The following is a 22,149-nucleotide window of genomic DNA, read 5'->3' as shown; positions in this document are numbered from 1 at the left end:
AAGCTGAATCTTTATCAATAATTTAGGGCGGTACAGGTCCAATAGGAAGTAATAGACCAATGGCTGCCCGCTTACGTGAATAAAAAAGAGGCTGGGAAATAACTTATAAACGATCCTGAAAAGATGAACGATATCTAATTTATCGACTTTGTTACAAGAAAAGTTCGTTCCATTGCGCGCTTACTCCACTCGCTTTCCGCGGGGAGGAAGGCTTTAGCCTCGTCGGCTGCGCCTTGCTCAGGTCTTAAGCCTCCGTTACTTCCCGCAGGAGTCGGTGGCTTCCGCTCCATTCCACTAAGTTTAATAATGGTATATAGAAGTAACCAATCTATTGAAAACAAATAAAAATCCGAACTATTAGGCGAAATATTATTAAAATATCACCTAATAGTTCGGATTTATCATTGACTGAATACTTATGTCCCAGCCTCTTTTAAAGAGAGGGACTTAAGAGAGACAGCCCCTAACTCGGGTTATAAAACTTTATCAAGAAAATCCTTAGTCCGTTCATTTTTTGGATTGGAGAAGATTTCTTCAGGTGTTCCTCTTTCCACAACATATCCGCCATCCATAAAGATGACCTGATCAGCTACCTCACGAGCAAAGCCCATTTCATGAGTTACAATTACCATCGTCATACCCTCTTGCGCAAGCTGTTTAATAACATTCAGAACCTCACCGACCATTTCGGGGTCAAGTGCACTCGTAGGCTCATCAAACAGCATGATGTCAGGGTTCATGGCAAGAGCTCGTGCAATCGCAACACGCTGTTTCTGTCCGCCGGACAATTGAGCTGGCATGGCATTGGCCTTATCTTCAAGACCAACACGTTTTAATAGCTTTAAGCCGATTTTTTTTGCTTCTTCTTTTGAAGCTTTATTCAGCTCAATAGGAGCCAGTGTAATATTATCAAGTACAGTCATATGCGGGAAGAGATTGAAATGCTGGAATACCATTCCGATATTTTCCCTAACTTTATTAATGTCCGTGTTTTTATCAGTTAAATGTTTATCATCAACTGTTACGTCACCTTCATTTACTTCTTCAAGTAAATTGAGGCAGCGTAGCAGTGTACTTTTACCGGATCCAGAAGGGCCAATTAAGCAAACAACTTCGCCTTCTTTGACCTCAAGGCTGATATCTTTTAGTACTTCCAGCTTCCCGTATGATTTTTTTAATCCTTTTACTTTAAGCTTTCCCATTTTGGATCTTCCTTTCCATACGGTTTGATACCTTAGTTAAAATCATAATAATGATAAAGTATATTAACCCTACAATCAGCCACATTTGGAAGGACTCCAGATTTCTGGCGATGATGATTTTTCCGCTTTGAGTCAATTCATTAATACCAATGATGGATAGGATAGAGGTATCCTTCAATGTAATGATAAATTGGTTAATGATAGACGGAATCATTAGACGGATTGCCTGTGGAAGAATAACCTTTGCCATTGCCTTTTTATACGGAAGACCAAGACTTCGGGCAGCTTCCATTTGTCCCTTATCAACAGATTCGATACCACCGCGTACAATTTCAGCCATATAGGCACCGGCATTTAAGCTTAGTGTAATGATACCGGCAGCAACGGCAGATATTCGGAAGTCAAGTGCTGCAGGAATACCAAAATAGATAAAGAAAGCTTGAACAATCAGTGGGGTTCCTCTAAAAATATCTACGTAAATGACGCCAATTGCCCTTAAGATTTTTAGATGGGACACGCGCATTAGACCAAATATAATACCGAGGATACATGCTATAACAAGAGATACGACAGTCAAAATCAGGGTCATTTGAAGACCTTTTAACAGACTTGGCATACTTGATTCTAATAAGCCGAAAAAACCGTTATTAGTATCCGTACTTTTTTCTGCCTTCAAGTACTTATCCATGATAACCTGATATTCGCCTGATTCTTTCAAATTGGCAAGACCGGTATTGAATTGCTCAATCAATTCCGCATTTTGTCCTTTAGCGACAGCAAACCCATAGGAACCGCCTTTTTCTTTTTCAGTTACGATTTCTAATCCGTTGCCTTGTGTAATCCCATATGCTAGAACAGGGTAATCATCAAAAACAGCTGCAGAGTTACCTGTTTTAACGTCGTCATACATATTGGCTGAATCATCAAAGGTTACTGTTTTAAAACCATATTTATCTTTTATGCTTTCTGCAAAGCTGGCACCTTCTGTACCGGTTTTAATGGCTACCTTTTTTCCTTTTAAATCTTCATAGGATTTAATCTCTTCATTTCCCTCGGCAACCGCCATTACGACACCAGATTCGAAGTAGGGATCGGAGAAATCAAATTTTAGTTTTCTTTCATCAGTTATACTCATTCCGGCAATAACGCCGTCTACTTGATTGGACTCTAGAGCTTGTACAGCTGCATTAAATCCAAGTGGCTTAATTTCTACTTCAAACCCTTGGTTTTCAGCTATAGCATTGAGTAAATCGATATCTATACCGACAAATTCGCCATTCGTTTCCTGGAATTCAAATGGAGCAAATGTAATATCTGTTGCAATCTCATATTTTTTTCCTTCTGCTTTCGTGTTTAAAGCCGGGAATATAAATGAAGCAATCATGACAATAGCCATTGCTATTAGAAATGTGAATTTTGAAAATTTCTTCATTGTGAACCTCCTTCATATAAGTAACGTTTAAAAACCCTCTATGTCCAATGGGGGCGGCTTAAAAGGGATGTTTTAATCTTATAACAGAATGTATGTATCTCTATGAGTATATATAAAGATACGGTTTTTTGGCAATCAATACTTACCAAATAATATTAGATTACTATAAGATTTCCAATTATTTGTTGTGAAGAAAAAGATGTAAAAAAGTGTGGAGAAAACAAAAAAAGAGCAGGATTATACTTACTTTAATCTAATAAAATATATAGAGATTTGTAAATGGAAAGTACTTCCTAACATTATGTGAAAATAATCTGACTCACATATTTATACTAAGTATGTATGGAAAACAGCTGAAAATGCTTTAACCATGTAAGTGTATTTTAAGCAAAATTTTAGCTCTGAATAATGAATTCTAAAGTATAAAAAATTCCTGTTTCCATTTGCGCTCTAATTCTTTTGAAACTACATCCAGTATGGGTATTGATCTGTAGAATTTAACCCCAAAGCCCTCCTCTTAATGAATGTAAACACTACCTATTATGAGTATTTATGACTAATTTTATTTACCCTATTCAACACGATTCTAACTATATATTTAACAATAATTTAAATAATGGGTAATAAAATTAGTCCAGTTGTTAAAAAATAGATCAATCCTCGAGTGAGGATGATCTATTTTCGCCAAGGATATATTATTGTAAATTTTTAATTGTAATACTATTTACAGGTAAAAAGTTCTCCCCTGTATCCAGGTACGTTACAGATACCTGATCATTTTCCTGCAGATAAATGATCAGAGGGTCCTTTTCAGAAGACATATTGTAGCTTTGACCATTATCCAGAAGGAACGAAACAACGGTATATTCACCTGATTTTTCTTTATAAGCTCTTATAACTTTCCCTTCAATTTTCTTCTCAACACTTGTAGAGGTGCCGTTAACCGTTCCGCCGCCTTTTTGAAGAGCAGTTTTGTATAGCTTTAAGGCTTCATTTGGTGTTGACCCGTATGCTGTTATTTCAGGATTGGCAGCAGATACGATGAAATAATTTTGTAGGAATCCATTTGAATCCAGTACTCCTGTTAACCAACTGGCTTCACCGTAAAAATTATAGATGATGGGCATTTTTCCTTCCCATTTCTTTTCTATAAATTTCTTCTCGATAATTTGCAGGGCGCCCTGTGAATCCATGTAGGATTCCTCCATATTACCTGTATAATAGACAGCTTTACCCGTCCTGGAATTTGTGAGCGCATAGCCGAGCATAGAATCGACGCCCTCTTTAGGACTCGTGAAATCAGTGAAATAATACATATCTCCATTTTCATCAAAGATCGGACTTACATTCGCCTCGGTACCCTCATCAGAAGGCAGTTTAACATCTGATTTTCCAAACAGGCTATTCCAATATCCATGAATATAATTTCCAAAGTAGCTGTTTTGTGTACTGACGACCTCTGGTGCAACCGAACCATCAATAAATTCAGGCGCTTCAGAAAGGGTATAAGAGTTGGACTTCCCAGTTTTGGCATCCATCACTACAACACCTTTTACCTGGAAGCCATTTCTGGCAGAGACAAAATCACCATAAGAACGAATATAAAATGGTGTGCCATTATCATCTACTTCAAGCTGTGAATCCCCATAGAATATGTAGGATGGGTACTGTAGACGAATACGGCGCTCTGTTTCTTTATTGAAGAATGCAGAAGGAGTGTAGATCATTTCTGCCTCAATAAATTTAGGGTTGGCTGATGAATCTGTGGCACTTAATATAAAGTATCCAGGAGTTTCTTTCCCTTTCAGCCATTTGAAGAATCCTGAAAATTCGACTGGAGCAATATAAACATACTCACCATTTACTTTTTGGATTTGCAAATTTCCTAATTCGTAGTAGCTCGTATTTGGTACCTGGCCAAATGCTTTTTTCATTTTATTGCGGGCGTATTGAGGAGGCACGCTGGCCGGCTTTTTATTTTCATCAAATGTTTGTATTTCTTCTTTGACGTCCATTTTGGCTATTGTATACTTTTCATCAGCATTAAACAGAAATGCTGTTAAAAAATAGAGGCCGACAAGCAAACTACCTGCAAATAAAATACCTTTAATAGTTCTCTCCATACCCGTAGCAATCATTGAACCCAATAGAGTTAGTATGATGACGTAAATCCAAAGAGAGGAGATAGTTTGATCCAAAAGGGTGAAGTAATAAAATAAAAATGCTCCAATTGTGATTAATGCAGCTAAACTGACAAAAACAAGTAGCCTAGTTTTCCCCTTCATGTGGATACGTAATTTTTCATTATTTTTGAATGGCACAAGAATAAGTGCCGATATAACCCCAATGATAATGGAATAGATGAAGATATTTCCCATAAAGTACCCCTCCTTATTTTTTTCATAATTTCCCTTAATATCCTATACGAATAACTGACCACAATGATTCATGAATTGGAAATATTCATGAATTTTAGTTGCTGTAACTTGATTTAGGGTATTCTTTATTATAAATCAAAAATATTTTAAATATTATAAATTATTATTGACATTGCTAAACAAGATAGGATATAGTTGGAAACATCAAATTTAATTGAATAGCAAGCGATTCTTATCGAGAGAAGTGGAGGGATTTGGCCCTATGATACTTCGGCAGCGGATTTTTACTATGGTAAAAATACTGTGCTAATTCCAACAAACATCTGTTTGAGAGATAAGAGGAAGCTTTAAGCGAACATATTTCTACTTGTCTTTTTATGTATATGTTCATACAAAGCCTCTTCTGTCTAATGACAGAAGGGGCTTTTTGCATTTCGAATTTTTTAGGCCTGGAGGAGAGAACATGATTGAGTTTCGAAACATAAAAAAGTCATATCAAGCAAATGGTCAAAGCGTAGATGCTCTGAGAGGCATTCATTTAACGGTTGAAAAAGGGGATATTTTTGGAGTGGTAGGATACAGCGGGGCCGGGAAAAGTACACTTTTGCGTTTAGTTAATATGCTTGAACGGCCTACTGAGGGGGAGGTCCTTGTGAATGGTAAATCGTTTGCCAGTCTCAAAGCAAAGGAATTAAGGGCAGAGAAAAAGAAAATCGGGATGATCTTTCAACATTTCAATTTACTTCAATCTAAGACGGTATTTGATAATGTAGCGATTCCATTGATACTATCCGGCGTTCGTAAAGAAACGATTCAAAATAGAGTTCGAGAATTACTGGAGTTCGTGGGGTTATCAGCTAAGGGTCGAAGTTACCCGGATGAATTGTCAGGGGGACAGAAGCAGAGGGTTGGAATTGCGAGAGCTCTGGCCACGAATCCATCTATCCTGCTATGTGACGAAGCTACATCGGCATTGGATCCGCAGACGACAAGGGATGTTTTAGAGCTATTGAAAAAAATAAACCGAGAATACAATATAACAATTTTGCTTATTACACATGAAATCTCGGTGATTAAAGAGATATGCAATAAGGTCGCTGTCATGGAAAATGGGAGGGTTGTTGAGCAGGGTCCTGTTCTTGATATTTTTTCCAAGCCAACCACTGAGGTTGCCAAGCGGTTTGTTAGAACAGTCATTCACGACGAGATTCCGCAGAGCTTTTTGAAATCCTTAAAGGAGAATAAACCAGCAGTTTGGAAACTTAATTTTTTGGGATCTTCGTCTGGCAAGCATCTACTTTCAACAGTGGCGAAAAGTTTTGATGTCCATTTAAGTGTTCTTTCTGCCAATATTTCTGAAATACAGGAAACCCCTTTTGGGAATTTAATCGTTGAGGTCATCGGTGAAACAGAAGAAATAAAGAAGGCGATCCAATACATAGAGAGTGAGGATGTGCTCTTGCAGGAGGTTAAGCTATCATGAATGAACAGTTTTTAGGAATGGAAATTACACTTGAACAGTTACTGATTGGATTCAGTGACACACTCTATATGGTTTTCTTCTCCTTACTATTCGCGGCCGTGATTGGATTGCCTTTAGGGATTTTACTCGTCATAACGAGAAAGGGTCACATTCTGGAGAATAAGTGGGTGTTTAATATATTGAACCCAATCATTAATATTTTACGCTCGGTTCCCTTCATTATTTTATTGGTGGCTTTGATTCCATTTACACGATTGGTTGTTGGTTCGGCGATTGGAACGAATGCCGCCATTGTACCGCTTGTATTTTATGCAGGTCCTTATATTGCCAGATTGGTTGAAAATTCATTATTGGAAGTTGATAAGGGAATTATTGAAGCAGCTCAGTCAATGGGCGCGACTGAATGGCAGATTATTTTTCGGTTTTTAATACCCGAGGGGCTTAGCTCTCTTGTTTTAACCTTTACAACAGCGACTATTGGACTGGTTGGAGCCTCAGCAATGGCAGGGGCTGTTGGTGCTGGAGGGGTTGGAGATCTCGCCCTCACCTATGGTTATCAGAGATTCGACACTAACACCATGATTGTAACTGTTGCAGCACTGGTGATCATTGTGCAGCTTTTACAATCCATAGGCAATATGCTCGCTAGAAAAATAAGAAGACGATGATAAAGAAGGGGATGGACAAAATGAAAAAACTATTTCTTACTATTTTAATAATTGCATGTACTGTCGTAACAGCAGCATGTGGGAGCGATTCAAAAGGCAGTGCAAAAGAGGGCAGCTCCACCATTAAGGTTGGAGTGAGCAGCGGGGACACAAGAATATGGGATTATATTGCTGATCTTGCTAAGGAGAAGGGGCTCAATATAGAGCTTGTAAAGTTCAGTGATTATATTTTGCCGAATACAGCTCTAAATGATGGCGAAGTGGACGCTAATGCATTCCAAACAATCTCTTATTTTGAAGAACAAGTGGAGGAGAGAAAGTTAGATCTTGAGCCACTCAGCTCTACTGTTATTGCGCCAATGGGGATCTATTCAAATAAGCATAAGGAGTTAAAGGAATTGCCTGATGGGGCTAAAATTGCTGTTCCTAATGAAGGTACAAACCTTGGCCGGGCGCTGCTTCTTTTGCAGGAGGCTGGCTTTATTACACTGACAGATAATTTTGATGGAATAGGTTCTTTGGAAAAAATTAAATCCAATCCAAAAAATATTAAACTCGAACTGGTGGCTGCCGGGAATACACCGCGTTTTCTTGAAGATGTAGATGCATCGATTATTAACAATAACTTTGCGGTTGAAGCAGGATTGACATTAAAGGATGCCTTGTTCCATGAAAGTGCAACGGCCAAACCATATATTAATATTATCGCTGTAAAAAAGGGGGATAAAGACCGCGCAGAGCTAAAAAAACTGGCAGATATTTATCATTCCGAGGAAGTGGAGGATTTTATCCTTAAAACATTTAAAGGGAATACCATTCCGGCTTTTGTTTCAATAGAAGAATTGGTTAATTATCAGGATGCCTGGACCAGCCCGGCAGTCGATCAATGAATTACTTCGGATACTAACATAGGTATAAGATTATTAGAGAGATTGGAGGCAGAGCAATGATTAAAAACGAAGGTCGCATTTTTCATAAAGATATTATCAATGAATATATAGATCAGCAGAAAAACAAATATATAAATATAAGCCACCAAATTCATGAAAATCCAGAAATAGGGAATGAGGAATTCTTTGCATCTGAAACACTGACCAAGGTATTAATTGATGCGGGCTTTGAGGTAACACAGGATATTGCTGGCCATGAAACTGGATTTATAGCGAGGAAGTCATCCTCAAAGCCGGGACCTACGATAGCTTTTCTTGCCGAGTATGATGCGCTTCCTGGTCTTGGCCATGCGTGCGGCCATAATATCATTGGTATCACCAGTGTAGCAGCTGGAATTTCGCTTGGTTTAGTACTCGAGGAAATAGGGGGAACGGTACTTGTTTACGGTACCCCGGCAGAAGAAGGGGGACAAAATGGAAGTGCGAAGGGCAGTTATGTAAAGCATCAACTGTTTGACGGTGTGGATGCAGCTATTATCATTCATCCTTCTGGTCAAACGAGAACAACTCAGCCTTTCTTGGCTGTTAATCCCCTTGATTTTCATTTTTATGGGAAACCGGCGCATGCTGCTGCAGCAGCAGAGGAAGGGATTAATGCACTTGATGCGGTCATCCAATTATTTAATGGGATTGGCGCATTGAGACAGCAGCTGCCGACAGATATAAGGGTTCATGGCATTATTCCAAATGGAGGAGATGCGCCTAATATCATTCCTGATTATGCCTCTGCAAGATTCTATATTAGAGCGTCAACCTGGAAAAGTTGTGAGGAAATATCGGAAAGGATTAGTCAGATTGCTAAAGGTGCGGCGTTGGCAACCGGAGCTAATGTGAAAATAGAAAGATTTCAAAATGAAGTTCATGATTTCGTTCTGAACACGGCTCTTGATGAGGTACTACGAGAAGAACTGGCAGCTCTAGGTGAGGATGTTGTGCAAGGTACGCGGAATGCATCCGGTTCAACAGATGCAGGAAATGTAAGCCATGTTGTTCCGACAGCTCATCCTTATATCAAAATTGGCCCGAATGATTTAATAGCCCACACAGAAGAGTTTAGAGAATGTGCTATATCAGAGTTGGGAGACCAAGCTGTCATTACTGGTGCAAAAGCCTTGGCTAATACAGGTTATCGCCTTCTGACAGATCAGTTTTTACTGCAAAAGATTAAGGATGAATTCCTTAAAGCTAAAACAGGTGATTTCTAAAACAAGCCTAAAAATCGACTCACGACAATATAAATTGTGAGTATCCACTACCCTGTTCTTCTTTTGATATTTTTAATTCATAAAGAAATTAAATACCACATAATCCTAAATAAGGTAAAATTAGCATATGTATGTTTCTGATTACCAATCGGATGAAACAGGGGAGTGGATCATGGATGGCCATACTCATTACAGGTGGTGCCGGTTATATAGGCAGCCATGCGGCAGTTGAATTCTTAAAAGCGGGTTATGATATTGTAGTGCTGGATAATTTCTTCAATAGTCATGTGGAAGCAATTGAAAGAGTGAAAGAGTTAGCTGGTAAGAACTTTCCATTCTATAATATAGATTTAGTAGATAAGGAAGCTGTTGACCAATTGTTTGCAAAATATGATATTGATTCAGTTATCCATTTTGCCGGTTTAAAAGCAGTAGGTGAGTCTATTTCGATGCCTCTGAAATATTATGAAAATAATGTGACGGGTACCATCAGACTATGCGAAGTTATGGCGAAGCATCAGGTAAAGAGGCTGGTATTCAGCTCTTCTGCCACTGTATATGGTATGCCGGATCGGGTACCGATTGATGAGTCCTTTTCATTATCAGCAACCAATCCATATGGCCGTTCAAAATTAATGATAGAGGAAATCCTGTGTGATTTGCATGTTTCCGATCCAGCATGGAGTATCGCTTTGCTGAGGTACTTCAACCCTATAGGTGCTCATGAATCAGGAAGAATCGGTGAGAATCCAAATGGTATTCCCAATAATTTAATGCCGTATATCACACAGGTTGCCATTGGAAAAAGAGATAAATTATCCGTTTTTGGCAGCGATTATGAAACTCATGATGGTACCGGTGTCCGCGACTATATCCATGTAGTTGATTTAGTGAAGGGGCATTTGAAGGCATTGGAATATCTGCAGGGTAGATCCGGAGTAGAAGCATTTAACCTTGGGACAGGAAAAGGATACAGTGTCCTGGACCTGGTGGATGCGTTCGCAAGTGTTAGCGGAAGGAAAATCCCTTACGATTTAGTGGAACGAAGGCCCGGTGATGTGGCTGTTAGTTATGCTGATGTCGCAAAGGCCGCAAAGGTACTGGTCTGGAAAGCAGAAAAGAGTCTGACGGATATGTGCACAGATTCATGGAAATGGCAAAGGCAAAATCCGAATGGTTATGAACAGACAATTATAAATTCTTAGTGGAGAATTGGATGATGGAGTCGATGATAAAGCTCGATTCCGTTTTTATTACATATTTGGTAAACAGATAGCATCAAAGTTGCTATCAGCCATGTATTGAAATAACCTATTTAATAGAAGAGAGAGGGGGAAGCCACCTGAAAATCGCCTGTGTACAAATGGATATCGAGTATGGAAAGCCAATAGAAAATTTTAAGCATGTAACAGAGTCTATCACTGAGGCGGCTGAGAATGGTGCGGATTGTATTGTGCTGCCTGAAATGTGGAATACAGGCTATGCACTGCAACAGCTGGGGGAACTTGCTGATTTTGAAGGAAAGGAAACGATTAAGCTGCTTTCCTCACTGGCCTTAAAGTACAATGTTAATATTGTTGGCGGCTCTGTATCTGTGAAAACCTTCAAAGGGTATTTTAATAGAATGTATGTATTCAACCGCTTTGGAGAGGTCATATCTGAGTATGATAAAGTTCATCTCTTTAACGTAATGGATGAACATCAATATCTTATAGCGGGACAAAAAGAGAATTTATTTAAGATGGATGGAAACTTGAGCGGGGGCTTGATTTGCTACGATATCCGCTTTCCCGAATGGGTAAGAAAACATGCTTTGGCGGGAGCAAAGATTATATTCGTAGTGGCAGAATGGCCGGAAGCAAGAGTAGATCATTGGGTAACGCTCTTGAAGGCAAGAGCCATAGAAAACCAGCTTTTCATTATAGCTGTCAACCGAGTCGGAAATGATCCTAATAATACATTCGGTGGGATTTCCATGGTCATCAATCCATGGGGCGAAACAATTGCAATTGGTTCTACAGTAGAGTCTATCCTTTATGCGGATTTAAACATACAGGAAGTCGATCAGGTACGAACGCGCATCTCCGTTTTTGAGGACCGAAGAGAGGATTTATATAATAGAGGAAAGTAAGGATCAAACATACAATAAAAAGGAGGCTTCTTAAAAAGAGCCCCCTTTGTTTATTATTTAGTTAAGGAATCTAGCACTAAATCGATTGTTTTATCATTGGCCGTTTTAGCATTGGTTGTCCAGTTGCTGGAATCTTCAAATGTATAAACATTTCCTTTTTGGACAGCCGGAATGGACTTATAAATAGAGCTGTTTTCCAATGTTTCCATTCCTGGTTCTCCGCTAGCTGCAGCAATAAAGAGGTGGTCTGCATCCAAATCTGCTAGTGCCTCAAGTGAAGTACCCTGCCATGTTGCCTGTGCTTCACCAAGGTTACTAATATAAGTTGGCATCTTAATTCCTAAATCATTATAGAGTACATTTGAAGCGTAACGATCACCCTCGAAAACAAAGTACTGACCACCTGTTACCCAAATCAGGGCGGCAGACTCATCTCCGATTTTTTCTTTAACTGCTGTTTTAGCTTCCGCAGCCTTATCCTCATAGTCTTGAATTGCTTCTTTTGCCTGATCTTCTTTACCGAACAACTCGCCCATTTTTGTCAGTAAAGTTCTCCAGTCAGCCGCATCTTCTTCCTTAAATACATAGGTTGGAGCTACTTTTTTATATTCCTCATACTGGCCTTCCTGAATAGCAGCTTCAGATTCGAACATAATTAAGTCTGGTTCCGCTTCGATTACATCTTCAATCGGCATATCCCATGAAATCAAAGGAACATCCTTAAGTTCATCCTGTAAATAATTATGAACAGTTGTACCAATTGACCATTGAGCAGCAGGTTTAATGCCCAAAGTGACTAAATAATCCTCTAAATTTGGTGCCAGTATTTTTTTAGGATCCTTTGGGAAGCTCATTTCACCGATTGCATCTGTAACCTTCTTGTCAGACTGCTTCTTGTTAGAAGTATCATTGTCATTTGAGCCACAGGCCGCAAGCAATAATACTGCACACAGCATTAATACCAGAAGACGTGTGTATTTATTATTTATTACCATTGCTATATCCTCCTTTAGTATGTAAAATAAATTCGTTACTATTAATGATAATCATTCTCATTTGAAGGGTCAAAGGAAATTCATACCTATTCATTTTAAGGTAACACTAGAAATGTGGATTCCTTTGGACTACATATTATAATTTTGAAGGACTGAACGTACGTGCAGAAGAACGAGGATAGGAATATTCCATCTCGCAGGGAACGGATTCGAATAGTCCTCCCGCTATCTCTTTTATTACTACTAGTTATTTTTATTGCTTCATTAATAATTGGAACAAAAATGTTAGACCTTTCAACAGTATGGGAGGCTTTGTTTCATAGAAATCCTGATAATGTGACACATCAGATTATTTGGGAAATCAGATTGCCTAGGGCACTGATGGCAAGTTTTGTTGGTGCATACTTAGCTATTTCTGGTGCTGTTATGCAGGCATTGACTAGAAATCCACTTGCTGAACCATCTCTTTTGGGAGTATCCAATGGGGCTGCATTTGCCTTAGTTTTATCATTAACGGTTTTCTCTGGATTATCCATAATGGGTTCTATTATTGCCTCCATGATTGGAGCAGGATTGGCGGTCTTATTGGTATTTTCTTTATCTGCCTTATCCAGAGGAGGGGCAACACCGGTTAAATTGGCTTTGGCGGGTATGGCAACCGGGATGTTTTTAAGCTCTTTGACAACCAGCATGGCTTTATATTTTGATGTCACGAAAAATATTAGCTTCTGGTATGCAGGTGACTTGGCGAATAGTCATTGGGTTGAGGTGAAAATAATAGCAGTAGTTGGCTTAATAGGATTACCTATTTTACTTAGTATTGCACATTCGCTTACGTTATTATCGCTTGGTACGGATGTAACGAAGGGGCTTGGGGTTAATATCAAGCTAGTCCGAGATTTAGGAATTATCGTTATTTTATTACTGACTGGCAGCTCGGTTGCGGTCTCTGGGACGATTGGATTTATTGGTCTTGTTATTCCGCATATAACCAGGATGCTGATTGGAACTGATTATAGAAGGTTATTGCCTCTCGCAGCTGTTCTTGGAAGTGCCTTGTTATTGTTGGCCGATGTCGCTTCAAGAGTGATTAATCCTCCATATGAAACTCCTGTTGGTGTTATGACGGCACTTATTGGAGTTCCTTTCTTCCTGTACCTTGTTCGCAGTGAAGGGAGGCAATTGTTTTGAAGAAGATCGCTACTTTGCCAAAAGTATGGATTGCTCTGTTCATACTAATTGTTGTGGTCAGTTTAATCAGCCTGAATGTAGGAAAAGTCAGTATTTCACCAGCAGAGGTGTGGCAAACGTTATTAGGAAACGGTACAGCTAAGCAGGAGCTTGTTTTATTTGAGATCCGGTTGCCGGCTATCTTACTGGCTATTTTGGTAGGAGCAGGAATGGCTATATCGGGAGCGGTATTGCAAACAGTTACTCAGAATGAATTAGCGGAGCCCGGGATTTTAGGAATTAATGCCGGAGCTGGTCTTGCTGTATTAATTTATATCACTGTATTTCAATCTACGCTTGGCAGACAGAGCCAGATAGGCACATTTATGATGCCTTTATTTGCATTTGCCGGAGCCATGCTTACGGCCGTATTGATATTAGCATTATCTTGGAAGAAAGGGCTGCACACGATTCGCCTTCTTTTAGTTGGAATCGGCATTAATGCTGGATTTGCAGCTGTCTTAACCGCCATGCAGCTCAGATTGAATCCGCATGATTTCATGAAAGCGATGGTCTGGTTATCCGGAGATCTTTGGGCTACTCAGTGGAAATATGTGTGGGCCTTGCTGCCGTGGTTTTTAATCTTAATCCCATTTATTTTATATAAATCACACACACTAAATATATTGAATCTTGGGAGTCTTGTATCGACAGGACTGGGGATTCGTACAGAAAAAGAGCGCTTAGTTTTAATTGGAGCGGCCGTTGCATTGGCTGGGTTAGGGGTGACAGTTGGTGGGGGGATCGCTTTTCTTGGACTAATAGCACCCCATATTGCAAGGAAGCTTGTTGGCCCTAAACATGGGGCATTTTTACCAGCCTCAGCTATGATTGGAGCCTTTATTTTACTGTTGGCAGATATGCTGGGTAAAAATATGTTCCGTGTTGATATTCCTTCAGGGATGATTGTTTCTATTATCAGTGCTCCATATTTTATTTATCTTTTAATGAAATCAAAGTAGGGGGAGGGGTAAACCTTTTGGATTTGTCAGCTCGGAATTTAAAAATAGGCTACGACGGGAATGTAATTGTTCCTTCACTGAATTTAGATATAAAAAAAGGAGCGATTACAGCCATTATTGGTCCAAATGGCTGTGGGAAATCGACCATTTTGAAGACAATGGCAAGATTACATCCTGCTATGTATGGATCAGTTATTTTAGATGGAAAAGATATTAAGAATACACCTACAAAGGAAATTGCCAGAAAAATGGCCATCCTGCCCCAGTCACCGGAGGCTCCTAACGGTCTATCTGTAGCCGACTTGGTCTCTTATGGAAGAACTCCATATCAGGGCGGTTTCTCACGCTTAACTGAACATGACAGAGAAATGGTCGATTGGTCGATTCGTGTTACCGGATTAAGCGATTTTAAAGATCATGCAGTGGACTCCTTATCTGGCGGGCAACGTCAGCGTGCGTGGATTGCAATGGCAATTGCCCAGGAGACGGGGTTATTGTTACTGGATGAGCCAACCACGTATTTGGATATGGCACATCAGTTGGAGGTTCTTGAGCTTTTAAAAAAACTGAATCACGAGGATGGCCGAACCATTGTGATGGTAATCCATGATTTGAATCATGCTAGCCGGTTTGCAGATGAATTGGTTGCCATTAAAAAGGGGCAGTTAATTTTACAGGGGAGTTCTAATGAAGTTATGAGTGCGGAAGTATTAAAAGAAGTGTTTCAGATTGATGCTTCTATTGTAGAGGATCCCAGAACCGGTAAACCGGCAATCATATCGTATGATTTAGTGAAATGATGAAAAATATGAGGGGCTATGAGTGATGAAACACTGCAGTAAACAGTGTTTCATCACTCATAAGCCCCCTGTTTATATAAATTCTGGATGCTACTCTAGCTTAAGCTTTTTATTCTTCTGGGTCAGGCTTGGTCCACACAGAAACACTGCCACCATTTACATGGAATGTTGCCCAGCCTTCCTCGTCAATCTCAATCTTATCTGGTCGGTTGCCTGTACAATCAGTCCATAATTCCCCGGCTCGTTCAGCTCCTACATACATTCTTTTTTCGCCCTCGTCACCGTTTGAAATAACAACAGCGCAGCCAGAGTTCTCCTTTTCTTCCGTTCCTAATCTTACCCAACCAATAGTATTTGGATGGTCAAAGTAATCGACCTGTTCTCCATAGGCTTTATGGACCCTGGCATAAAGAAGCGGATCAATCAGTTTGTTTTTCCGCCCAACTGGGTTTTCGCCGCCAACGCCATAATAATCCCCGTAAAAAACACACGGGTAACCGTCATGGCGAAGTAAGATGAGTGCATAAGCAGACGGTTTAAACCAATCTTCGATCCATGATTCCAGAGATTCTTCCGGCTGTGAGTCATGGTTGTCTACAAAGGTAACGGCATTTAATGGATTAGATTCTACTAGAGTATTATGAAAAATGGTTGTAAGGTCAAAACCTCGTCCCATTTGAGAAGCTTGATGTAATTTATAGTGGAGAGGCACATCAAATAAATCAAGTGTATGATCAACTTTTTCTAAATACTCCTGGCATGCCTGTAAATCGGGATTCCAGTATTCTCCTACCATATAAAAGTCATCACCGTGAGCTTCTCTCATTTCAATGGCAAATTCCTTAATAAAGGTATAATCAATATGCTTAACGGCATCTAAGCGATATCCCTCACATTTAATTGTTTCAGCGAGCCATCTTCCCCAATTTTTCATTTCATTTCGTACATCTGGATGGCGATAATCAATATTGGCAAACATTAAATAGTCATAGTTTCCAAATTCTTTATCAACATGTTCATTCCAGCCTTTATGTTCACCGAGAATTTTAAATACACCTGTTCGAATGGTTCCTTCATCATAATCAGTTCCATTGAAATGCTCCATATTCCATTTGAAATCAGAATATGTATTGCCGCGTCCAGGAAACGTGAACTTCGTCCAGCCATCAATATCAAATGGTTCCGAAATCTCTTGTGTACGATCGTTCTGATCAACTTCTACAACTTTAAATCTCTCTGTTTCATCTGCACCTGCTTTATGGTTCATAACGATGTCTGCATACACACAAATATCATTCTCTTTGCATGCTTCAATTGCTTCTATCAACTCATCCTTCGTACCATATTTCGTGCGTACAGAGCCGTTTTGATCAAATTCCCCTAAATCATATAAATCATATATACCATAACCTGTATCTTCAGGTGTTTGTCCTTTCGTTGGGGGTGGGATCCAAACAGAATCTATTCCGCAGTTTTTTAATACTGGCGCTAATTCCTTCAACCGTTTCCAATGAGTACCATCAGGTAAAATATGCCACTCAAAAAATTGCATCATTGTATGATTATGCCCCATTTGTACCACCTCGCATTTCTCTATTAGCAGCTTCAGCTAATAAAACAATATTTACCTATTTACCCACAAGGCATACCTTTAGAAACATGAAATGAAAATATAATTAAAAATTGTATTTGTTTTGAGAAGTGCATCTCTTAAGATGGAATAAAAAAATAGACAAAATGTATAAAGAATTAACATTCACATGGTGAAATATAGTAAGTTAGTGAATAAAATTATAATGCTGGTAAATCAGCGATTATAACGATATGGTAAGGAAGCGCTTCATCTTGCCTTTTTACCGAAATAACTAATTTATTCGTATAAAAATATATCAACAGGTAGGATGGAATATTTGTGATAAAATGTAAGAAATGTAAGCAGAAAAATATATATCTGTGACAGATCAGGATGGTGAGGGAATGGAAACAATCGCTGAAAAGCATGTAAATCTGTATAAAGAGAGTCAGCGAGATAAAGGGCGCTTGCTAATTAGCTGTCCGGATAAAAAAGGAATTGTGGCAGCTGTATCTGATGTCTTGTTTAAACAAGGCGCTAACATCCTGGAATCAAATCAATATTCAACAGACAGTAATGGCGGTACATTTTTTATGAGGATTGAATTCGAATGTCCTGATCTGGCTAAAAACGAGAAGAAACTAAAAGAAGAATTTCTTTCAATAGCGAATAAGTTTAAGATGAAGTGGGATATAGTTTTTAACTATCACATAAAGAAAACGGCCATATTTGTTTCAAAGGAGCTTCATTGTTTAAGAGAGCTGCTATGGGAGTGGCAATCAGGGGATTTATTGACAGAGATTCCAATCGTAATCAGTAACCATCTGGCTGCTAAAGAGCTGGTAGAATCGCTGCACATCCCTTATTACTACATACCTGTGTCAAAGGAAACAAAGGATGATGCGGAGAAAAAGCAGAAGGAACTACTCGATAAACATCAAATCGATTTGATCGTGTTAGCGCGCTATATGCAAATTCTTTCGCCAAGCTTTGTTGAAATGTATAAGAATAAAATCATTAATATTCATCACTCCTTTCTGCCGGCGTTTATGGGAGCACGGCCGTATGAAAGAGCGTTTGCTCGTGGGGTTAAATTGATTGGAGCAACCAGTCATTATGTAACGGATGATTTGGATGAAGGACCCATCATTGAACAGGATATTATGCGGGTTAATCATCAGGATAATGTCCAGCAATTGAAGAAAATAGGACAATCTATTGAAAGAAATGTGCTAGGCAAGGCTGTGAAATGGCACTTGCAGGATAGGATTATTGTTCAGGGGAATAAAACAATTGTTTTTTAGGCTAATCATATAAATGAGTGAAAATTAGTGGAAAACTAGGGGACCAAAATGGAAGCGGATAAAAAAAGTAAAGTGATAGAAGCAGCTAAACTTTATTATTTACTGGATTATACACAGAATGAAATTGCAAAAAAACTCGGTGTTTCAAGGCCTACAGTTTCACGTATGCTGCAAACGGCTAAAAGAGAAGGGATTGTCCAAATTAAAATAGATGATATGGAAGAAAATTTGGAGAATCTAGAGGTTAAACTTAAGGAAAAATATAAGTTGAAAAAGGTAGTAGTAACACCTGTACCGCAATATGAGGATCACATTATTAAAACTTCCATCGGATTAAAGGCTGCAGAATATCTTGATACAATCGTCAAGGATGAGGACATCATAGGAGTAACGTGGGGAACGACTATCTATCATGTAGCAGTGGAGTTGAAGAAAAAGGCAGTAAATAATGTGAAGATTGTGCAGCTTAAAGGTGGAATCAGCCATTCCGAGACGCATACGTATGTATCGGAAATTCTTTATTTATTCGGGAAGGCTTTCCATACTACACCATTTCATTTACCTTTACCGGCGATCGTCGATCAGGTAGTTGTTAAACAAGCAATGATGGCAGATAGACATATTAAAGGCATCATTGATACTGGAAAAGAGGCCAATATTGCATTATTCACGTGTGGGCCGGTTAAACCAGAGTCACTGCTCTTTAAACTTGGGTATTTTACGGAAGAAGACTTGGAGATGCTTTATTCCAAGGCTGTGGGTGATATTTGCTCACGCTTTTTTGACTCAAAAGGGAATATATGTAACAACTCATTGAACCAACGTACATTGGGAATCGAACTCGAGGAGCTGAAGGTAAAAGAATATTCAATATTGGTTGCCGGTGGCATCCAAAAGGTAGATTCTATTCATGCGGCTCTAAAGGGGCAATTCGCCAATGTATTAATCACCGATCAATATACGGCAAGGTTTATTTTGGATAAATAAATATATCAACTATATATGAATATGGTTCTAACCTCCTGTTTATCCTAATAGGGGGTTTTTGGTGTTAAAAATTGGATAAAGGGGTCAATAAGGATACGCCTACAAAATGTTTTACATTTGTTCATACTTTAATGTTACTTTTGTTCAATTAATATGGTATAGTTAGTTTTGTAAGTGCTACCAATATTTTCACTTACATGGTTATTCCAAGTAATGGTGGCTATTTTACGATAATTCAAAAATGAGGTGTAAAATCATGAGGATGGTTGACGTTATTGAAAAGAAACGTAACGGTCATGAGTTGAATAAAAGTGAAATCCAGTTTGTTATTGAAGGATTTACGAATGGAAGTATACCCGATTATCAAATGTCAGCATTTGCTATGGCGATTTATTTTCAAGGTATGACTCAAGAAGAAAGAGTTAACCTAACTGAGCTAATGGTTGAATCAGGAGATCAAATTGATCTTTCACAAATAAATGGCGTAAAAGTAGACAAGCATAGCACTGGTGGTGTTGGTGACACAACTACACTTGTGTTGGCACCTTTAGTAGCGGCACTTGGAGTACCGGTTGCGAAAATGTCCGGACGTGGTCTGGGTCATACAGGCGGAACCATTGATAAGCTGGAAGCTGTTCCAGGATTTCATGTAGAAATTTCAAATGAGGATTTTATTAATCTTGTAAATAAAAATAAAATCGCTGTTATTGGACAAAGTGGTGACTTAACACCAGCTGACAAAAAGTTATACGCATTACGTGATGTAACAGCTACAGTAGATTCTATTCCTCTAATTGCAAGCTCCATCATGAGCAAGAAAATTGCAGCTGGAGCAGATGCTATTGTCCTGGATGTTAAAACAGGCGATGGCGCATTCATGAAAAACCTTGATGATGCAAAAGAATTGGCAAGAGCAATGGTTGATATCGGGAATGGAGTTGGCAGAAATACAAAAGCTATCATTTCAGACATGAGTCAACCACTTGGATTTGCAGTTGGTAATGCATTGGAAATCAAAGAAGCTATCGACACGTTAGTAGGTAAAGGTCCAGCTGATTTACATGAACTATGCTTAACATTGGGAAGCCATATGGTTATACTAGCTGGTAAAGCTGAGACAACTGAAGAGGCACGTGGCATGCTTGAGGAAGTTATGCATAATGGAAAAGCACTTGAAGTATTCAAAACATTCCTTGCTTCACAGGGCGGAGATGCATCTGTGATAGATGATCCATCCAAACTTCCAACGGCTAAATACCTTATTGAAGTCCCTGCAAAGTCTTCTGGATATGTTGCTGGTATTCAGGCGGAGGAAATTGGTGTTGCTGCCATGATGCTTGGAGCAGGCCGTGCTACGAAAGAATCTGTAATTGACTTGGCTGTTGGAATTGTTTTGAATAAAAAAGTTGGCGATGAAGTTGCGGAAGGCGAATCACTTGTAACTGTACATTCCAACTCAGAAGAAATCGCGAATGTATTGGAAAAAATCTATGGAGCATACAACATCAGTGCTGAAAAAGTACAAGCTCCAACATTAATTTATACAGAAATTCATTAATATAAGTTTTTGGAAGGCAGGAATTAAGACATGACTACAAAATTAACATCTTTAATCGACCATACGTTATTAAAAGCGGATGCTAGAGAAGAACAAGTAACGACAATTGTTGAAGAGGCAAAGGAATATAAATTTGCATCTGTATGTGTAAATCCAACATGGGTAAAAAAATGTGCAGAAATGCTAAAAGATACACCGGAAGTAAAAGTATGTACAGTAATTGGTTTCCCTCTTGGAGCGAATACACCTGAAGTAAAAGCGTTTGAAACGACTAATGCAATCGAAAATGGTGCAGACGAAGTCGATATGGTAATCAATATCGGTGCTATGAAGGATGGCCGTTATGACGAGGTTGAGGCTGATATTAAAGCTGTAGTTGATGCAGCAAAAGGTAAAGCATTAGTAAAAGTGATCATCGAAACATGCCTATTAACAAAAGAAGAAATTGAGAAAGCATGTCAGCTGGCTGTTTCTGCTGGTACAGATTTTGTTAAAACATCAACTGGATTTTCTACAGGCGGTGCAACAGTGGAAGACATCGCTCTAATGAGAAAAACAGTTGGAGCAGAAATTGGCGTTAAAGCTTCCGGCGGCGTTAGAAGTCTTGAGGATGCTAAAGCAATGACAGAAGCTGGTGCTACACGTATTGGTGCAAGCTCTGGGGTCTCTATTGCAAAAGGCGAAACAGCAAACTCAGACTATTAATTAAAGAAGAAGTATGTGGGAGGTTCCCTAATGGATAAAAACAGTTTAATTCACGAAGCAATCGAAGCACGTAAACAGGCATATACACCTTATTCTAAATTTAAGGTGGGAGCAGCTGTCTTAACTACAAGTGGACGTGTTTTCCGTGGATGTAATATCGAAAATGCATCATACGGCCTGACAAATTGTGCTGAACGCACAGCCATATTTAAAGCTGTTTCAGAAGGTGAACCAAAAGTAGAGGCAATTGCTATTGTTGCTGATACGGAAGGTCCGGTTTCACCATGTGGAGCTTGCCGACAAGTAATAGCTGAGTTTAGTGATAACAATACAAAAGTCTATCTATCCAACTTGAAGGGTGATTTGTTGGAAACTTCAATTGCAGAATTACTGCCAGGATTTTTTAAATCGACGGACATGGGGAAATAAAGTGAAACTAATGCCTCGGTGGGGTCCCACCGGCCAATAGTTGAACGGGATAATTTAAATCATTAACCAACAGCAGTGTTCGGCTCCAATCTCTAAACAGTAGTATTGGAGCCGGATTCTGTAAAGTGGAATGGGTTTTTTAGTTAAGGTGTACGTA

At 39.1% G+C, this 22,149-nt stretch carries 19 protein-coding genes and 1 riboswitch; of the genes, 14 read left to right on the top strand and 5 right to left on the bottom strand.

What is annotated here, in order from left to right; genetic code table 11:
• Positions 1-473 precede the first annotated feature (473 nt).
• The 3 genes from AC4D4A_RS06550 to AC4D4A_RS06540 all read right to left on the bottom strand — a co-directional run bounded on the left by AC4D4A_RS06550 (position 474) and on the right by AC4D4A_RS06540 (position 5,012).
• Positions 474-1,202 carry an amino acid ABC transporter ATP-binding protein gene (locus AC4D4A_RS06550; protein WP_490995132.1) on the bottom strand — a complete coding sequence of 243 codons (729 nt, stop codon included), beginning with the start codon at positions 1,200-1,202 and terminating at the stop codon, positions 474-476.
• Positions 1,189-2,634: an amino acid ABC transporter substrate-binding protein/permease gene (locus AC4D4A_RS06545; RefSeq protein ID WP_490995131.1), complete on the bottom strand. Its 1,446-nt coding sequence runs from the start codon at positions 2,632-2,634 to the stop codon at positions 1,189-1,191. The genes AC4D4A_RS06550 and AC4D4A_RS06545 overlap by 14 nt, the downstream gene beginning before the upstream one ends.
• 695 nt (positions 2,635-3,329) lie before the next feature.
• A complete protein-coding gene (locus AC4D4A_RS06540; protein ID WP_490995130.1) occupies positions 3,330-5,012 on the bottom strand; it encodes a YrzE family protein in 1,683 nt (560 codons plus the stop codon).
• 229 nt (positions 5,013-5,241) lie between these two features.
• Positions 5,242-5,353, top strand: a riboswitch (SAM riboswitch).
• Positions 5,354-5,475: 122 nt separating this feature from the next.
• Between AC4D4A_RS06540 and AC4D4A_RS06535 the strand changes: the two genes are divergently transcribed.
• From AC4D4A_RS06535 to AC4D4A_RS06510, 6 genes are all read left to right on the top strand, one after another.
• Positions 5,476-6,495: a methionine ABC transporter ATP-binding protein gene (locus tag AC4D4A_RS06535; protein ID WP_490995129.1), complete on the top strand. Its 1,020-nt coding sequence runs from the start codon at positions 5,476-5,478 to the stop codon at positions 6,493-6,495.
• A gap of 17 nt (positions 6,496-6,512) precedes the next feature.
• Entirely contained in the window at positions 6,513-7,163 is a 651-nt protein-coding gene (locus AC4D4A_RS06530; protein ID WP_490995209.1) for a methionine ABC transporter permease, read from the top strand.
• A 20-nt stretch (positions 7,164-7,183) separates the two neighbouring features.
• Positions 7,184-8,053, top strand: a complete 870-nt coding sequence (locus AC4D4A_RS06525; protein WP_490995128.1) for a MetQ/NlpA family ABC transporter substrate-binding protein — start codon at positions 7,184-7,186, stop codon at positions 8,051-8,053.
• Between the two features lie 56 nt (positions 8,054-8,109).
• Entirely contained in the window at positions 8,110-9,318 is a 1,209-nt protein-coding gene (locus tag AC4D4A_RS06520; protein ID WP_490995127.1) for a M20 family metallopeptidase, read from the top strand.
• A gap of 176 nt (positions 9,319-9,494) precedes the next feature.
• Complete coding sequence (galE, locus tag AC4D4A_RS06515; protein ID WP_490995126.1) at positions 9,495-10,523, top strand: UDP-glucose 4-epimerase GalE; 1,029 nt, start codon at positions 9,495-9,497, stop codon at positions 10,521-10,523.
• Between the two features lie 95 nt (positions 10,524-10,618).
• Complete coding sequence (locus AC4D4A_RS06510; protein ID WP_490995208.1) at positions 10,619-11,449, top strand: carbon-nitrogen family hydrolase; 831 nt, start codon at positions 10,619-10,621, stop codon at positions 11,447-11,449.
• 53 nt (positions 11,450-11,502) lie between these two features.
• Here AC4D4A_RS06510 and AC4D4A_RS06505 read toward each other — a convergent pair whose 3' ends face one another.
• The gene (locus AC4D4A_RS06505) at positions 11,503-12,444 is read right to left on the bottom strand and encodes an ABC transporter substrate-binding protein (protein ID WP_490995125.1); all 942 of its coding nucleotides are present in this window, start codon (positions 12,442-12,444) and stop codon (positions 11,503-11,505) included.
• A 162-nt stretch (positions 12,445-12,606) separates the two neighbouring features.
• Between AC4D4A_RS06505 and AC4D4A_RS06500 the strand changes: the two genes are divergently transcribed.
• From AC4D4A_RS06500 to AC4D4A_RS06490, 3 genes are read left to right on the top strand one after another with little or no spacing between them, the layout of a single operon-like run.
• On the top strand, positions 12,607-13,635 hold the full coding sequence (locus AC4D4A_RS06500; protein ID WP_490995124.1) for a FecCD family ABC transporter permease: 1,029 nt from the start codon (positions 12,607-12,609) through the stop codon (positions 13,633-13,635).
• Positions 13,632-14,636: a FecCD family ABC transporter permease gene (locus AC4D4A_RS06495; RefSeq protein WP_490995123.1), complete on the top strand. Its 1,005-nt coding sequence runs from the start codon at positions 13,632-13,634 to the stop codon at positions 14,634-14,636. Before AC4D4A_RS06500 ends, AC4D4A_RS06495 begins: the two co-directional genes overlap by 4 nt.
• A 17-nt stretch (positions 14,637-14,653) precedes the next feature.
• Positions 14,654-15,436 (top strand): ABC transporter ATP-binding protein, encoded by a 783-nt coding sequence (locus tag AC4D4A_RS06490; RefSeq protein WP_490995122.1) that lies wholly within the window; start codon positions 14,654-14,656, stop codon positions 15,434-15,436.
• Positions 15,437-15,545: 109 nt separating this feature from the next.
• Here the strand turns inward: AC4D4A_RS06490 and AC4D4A_RS06485 are convergent, their stop codons facing one another.
• Positions 15,546-17,009 (bottom strand): alpha-amylase, encoded by a 1,464-nt coding sequence (locus AC4D4A_RS06485; protein WP_490995121.1) that lies wholly within the window; start codon positions 17,007-17,009, stop codon positions 15,546-15,548.
• 404 nt (positions 17,010-17,413) lie between these two features.
• Here AC4D4A_RS06485 and purU point away from each other — a divergent pair, with 404 nt between their 5' ends.
• The 5 genes from purU (at position 17,414) to AC4D4A_RS06460 (ending at position 21,992) form a co-directional block, all read left to right on the top strand.
• Positions 17,414-18,313, top strand: a complete 900-nt coding sequence (gene purU / locus AC4D4A_RS06480) for a formyltetrahydrofolate deformylase (protein ID WP_490995120.1) — start codon at positions 17,414-17,416, stop codon at positions 18,311-18,313.
• A 48-nt stretch (positions 18,314-18,361) separates the two neighbouring features.
• On the top strand, positions 18,362-19,300 hold the full coding sequence (gene deoR, locus AC4D4A_RS06475; RefSeq protein WP_490995119.1) for a DNA-binding transcriptional repressor DeoR: 939 nt from the start codon (positions 18,362-18,364) through the stop codon (positions 19,298-19,300).
• 256 nt (positions 19,301-19,556) lie between these two features.
• Positions 19,557-20,858: a pyrimidine-nucleoside phosphorylase gene (locus AC4D4A_RS06470; RefSeq protein WP_490995118.1), complete on the top strand. Its 1,302-nt coding sequence runs from the start codon at positions 19,557-19,559 to the stop codon at positions 20,856-20,858.
• A 30-nt stretch (positions 20,859-20,888) separates the two neighbouring features.
• Entirely contained in the window at positions 20,889-21,563 is a 675-nt protein-coding gene (deoC, locus tag AC4D4A_RS06465; RefSeq protein WP_066109538.1) for a deoxyribose-phosphate aldolase, read from the top strand.
• Between the two features lie 30 nt (positions 21,564-21,593).
• A complete protein-coding gene (locus tag AC4D4A_RS06460) occupies positions 21,594-21,992 on the top strand; it encodes a cytidine deaminase (RefSeq protein WP_490995117.1) in 399 nt (132 codons plus the stop codon).
• Positions 21,993-22,149: the final 157 nt, after the last annotated feature.

The organism is Pradoshia sp. Z5_111 (genome assembly GCF_058267535.1).
This window is presented reverse-complemented; position numbering and strand designations above follow the sequence as displayed.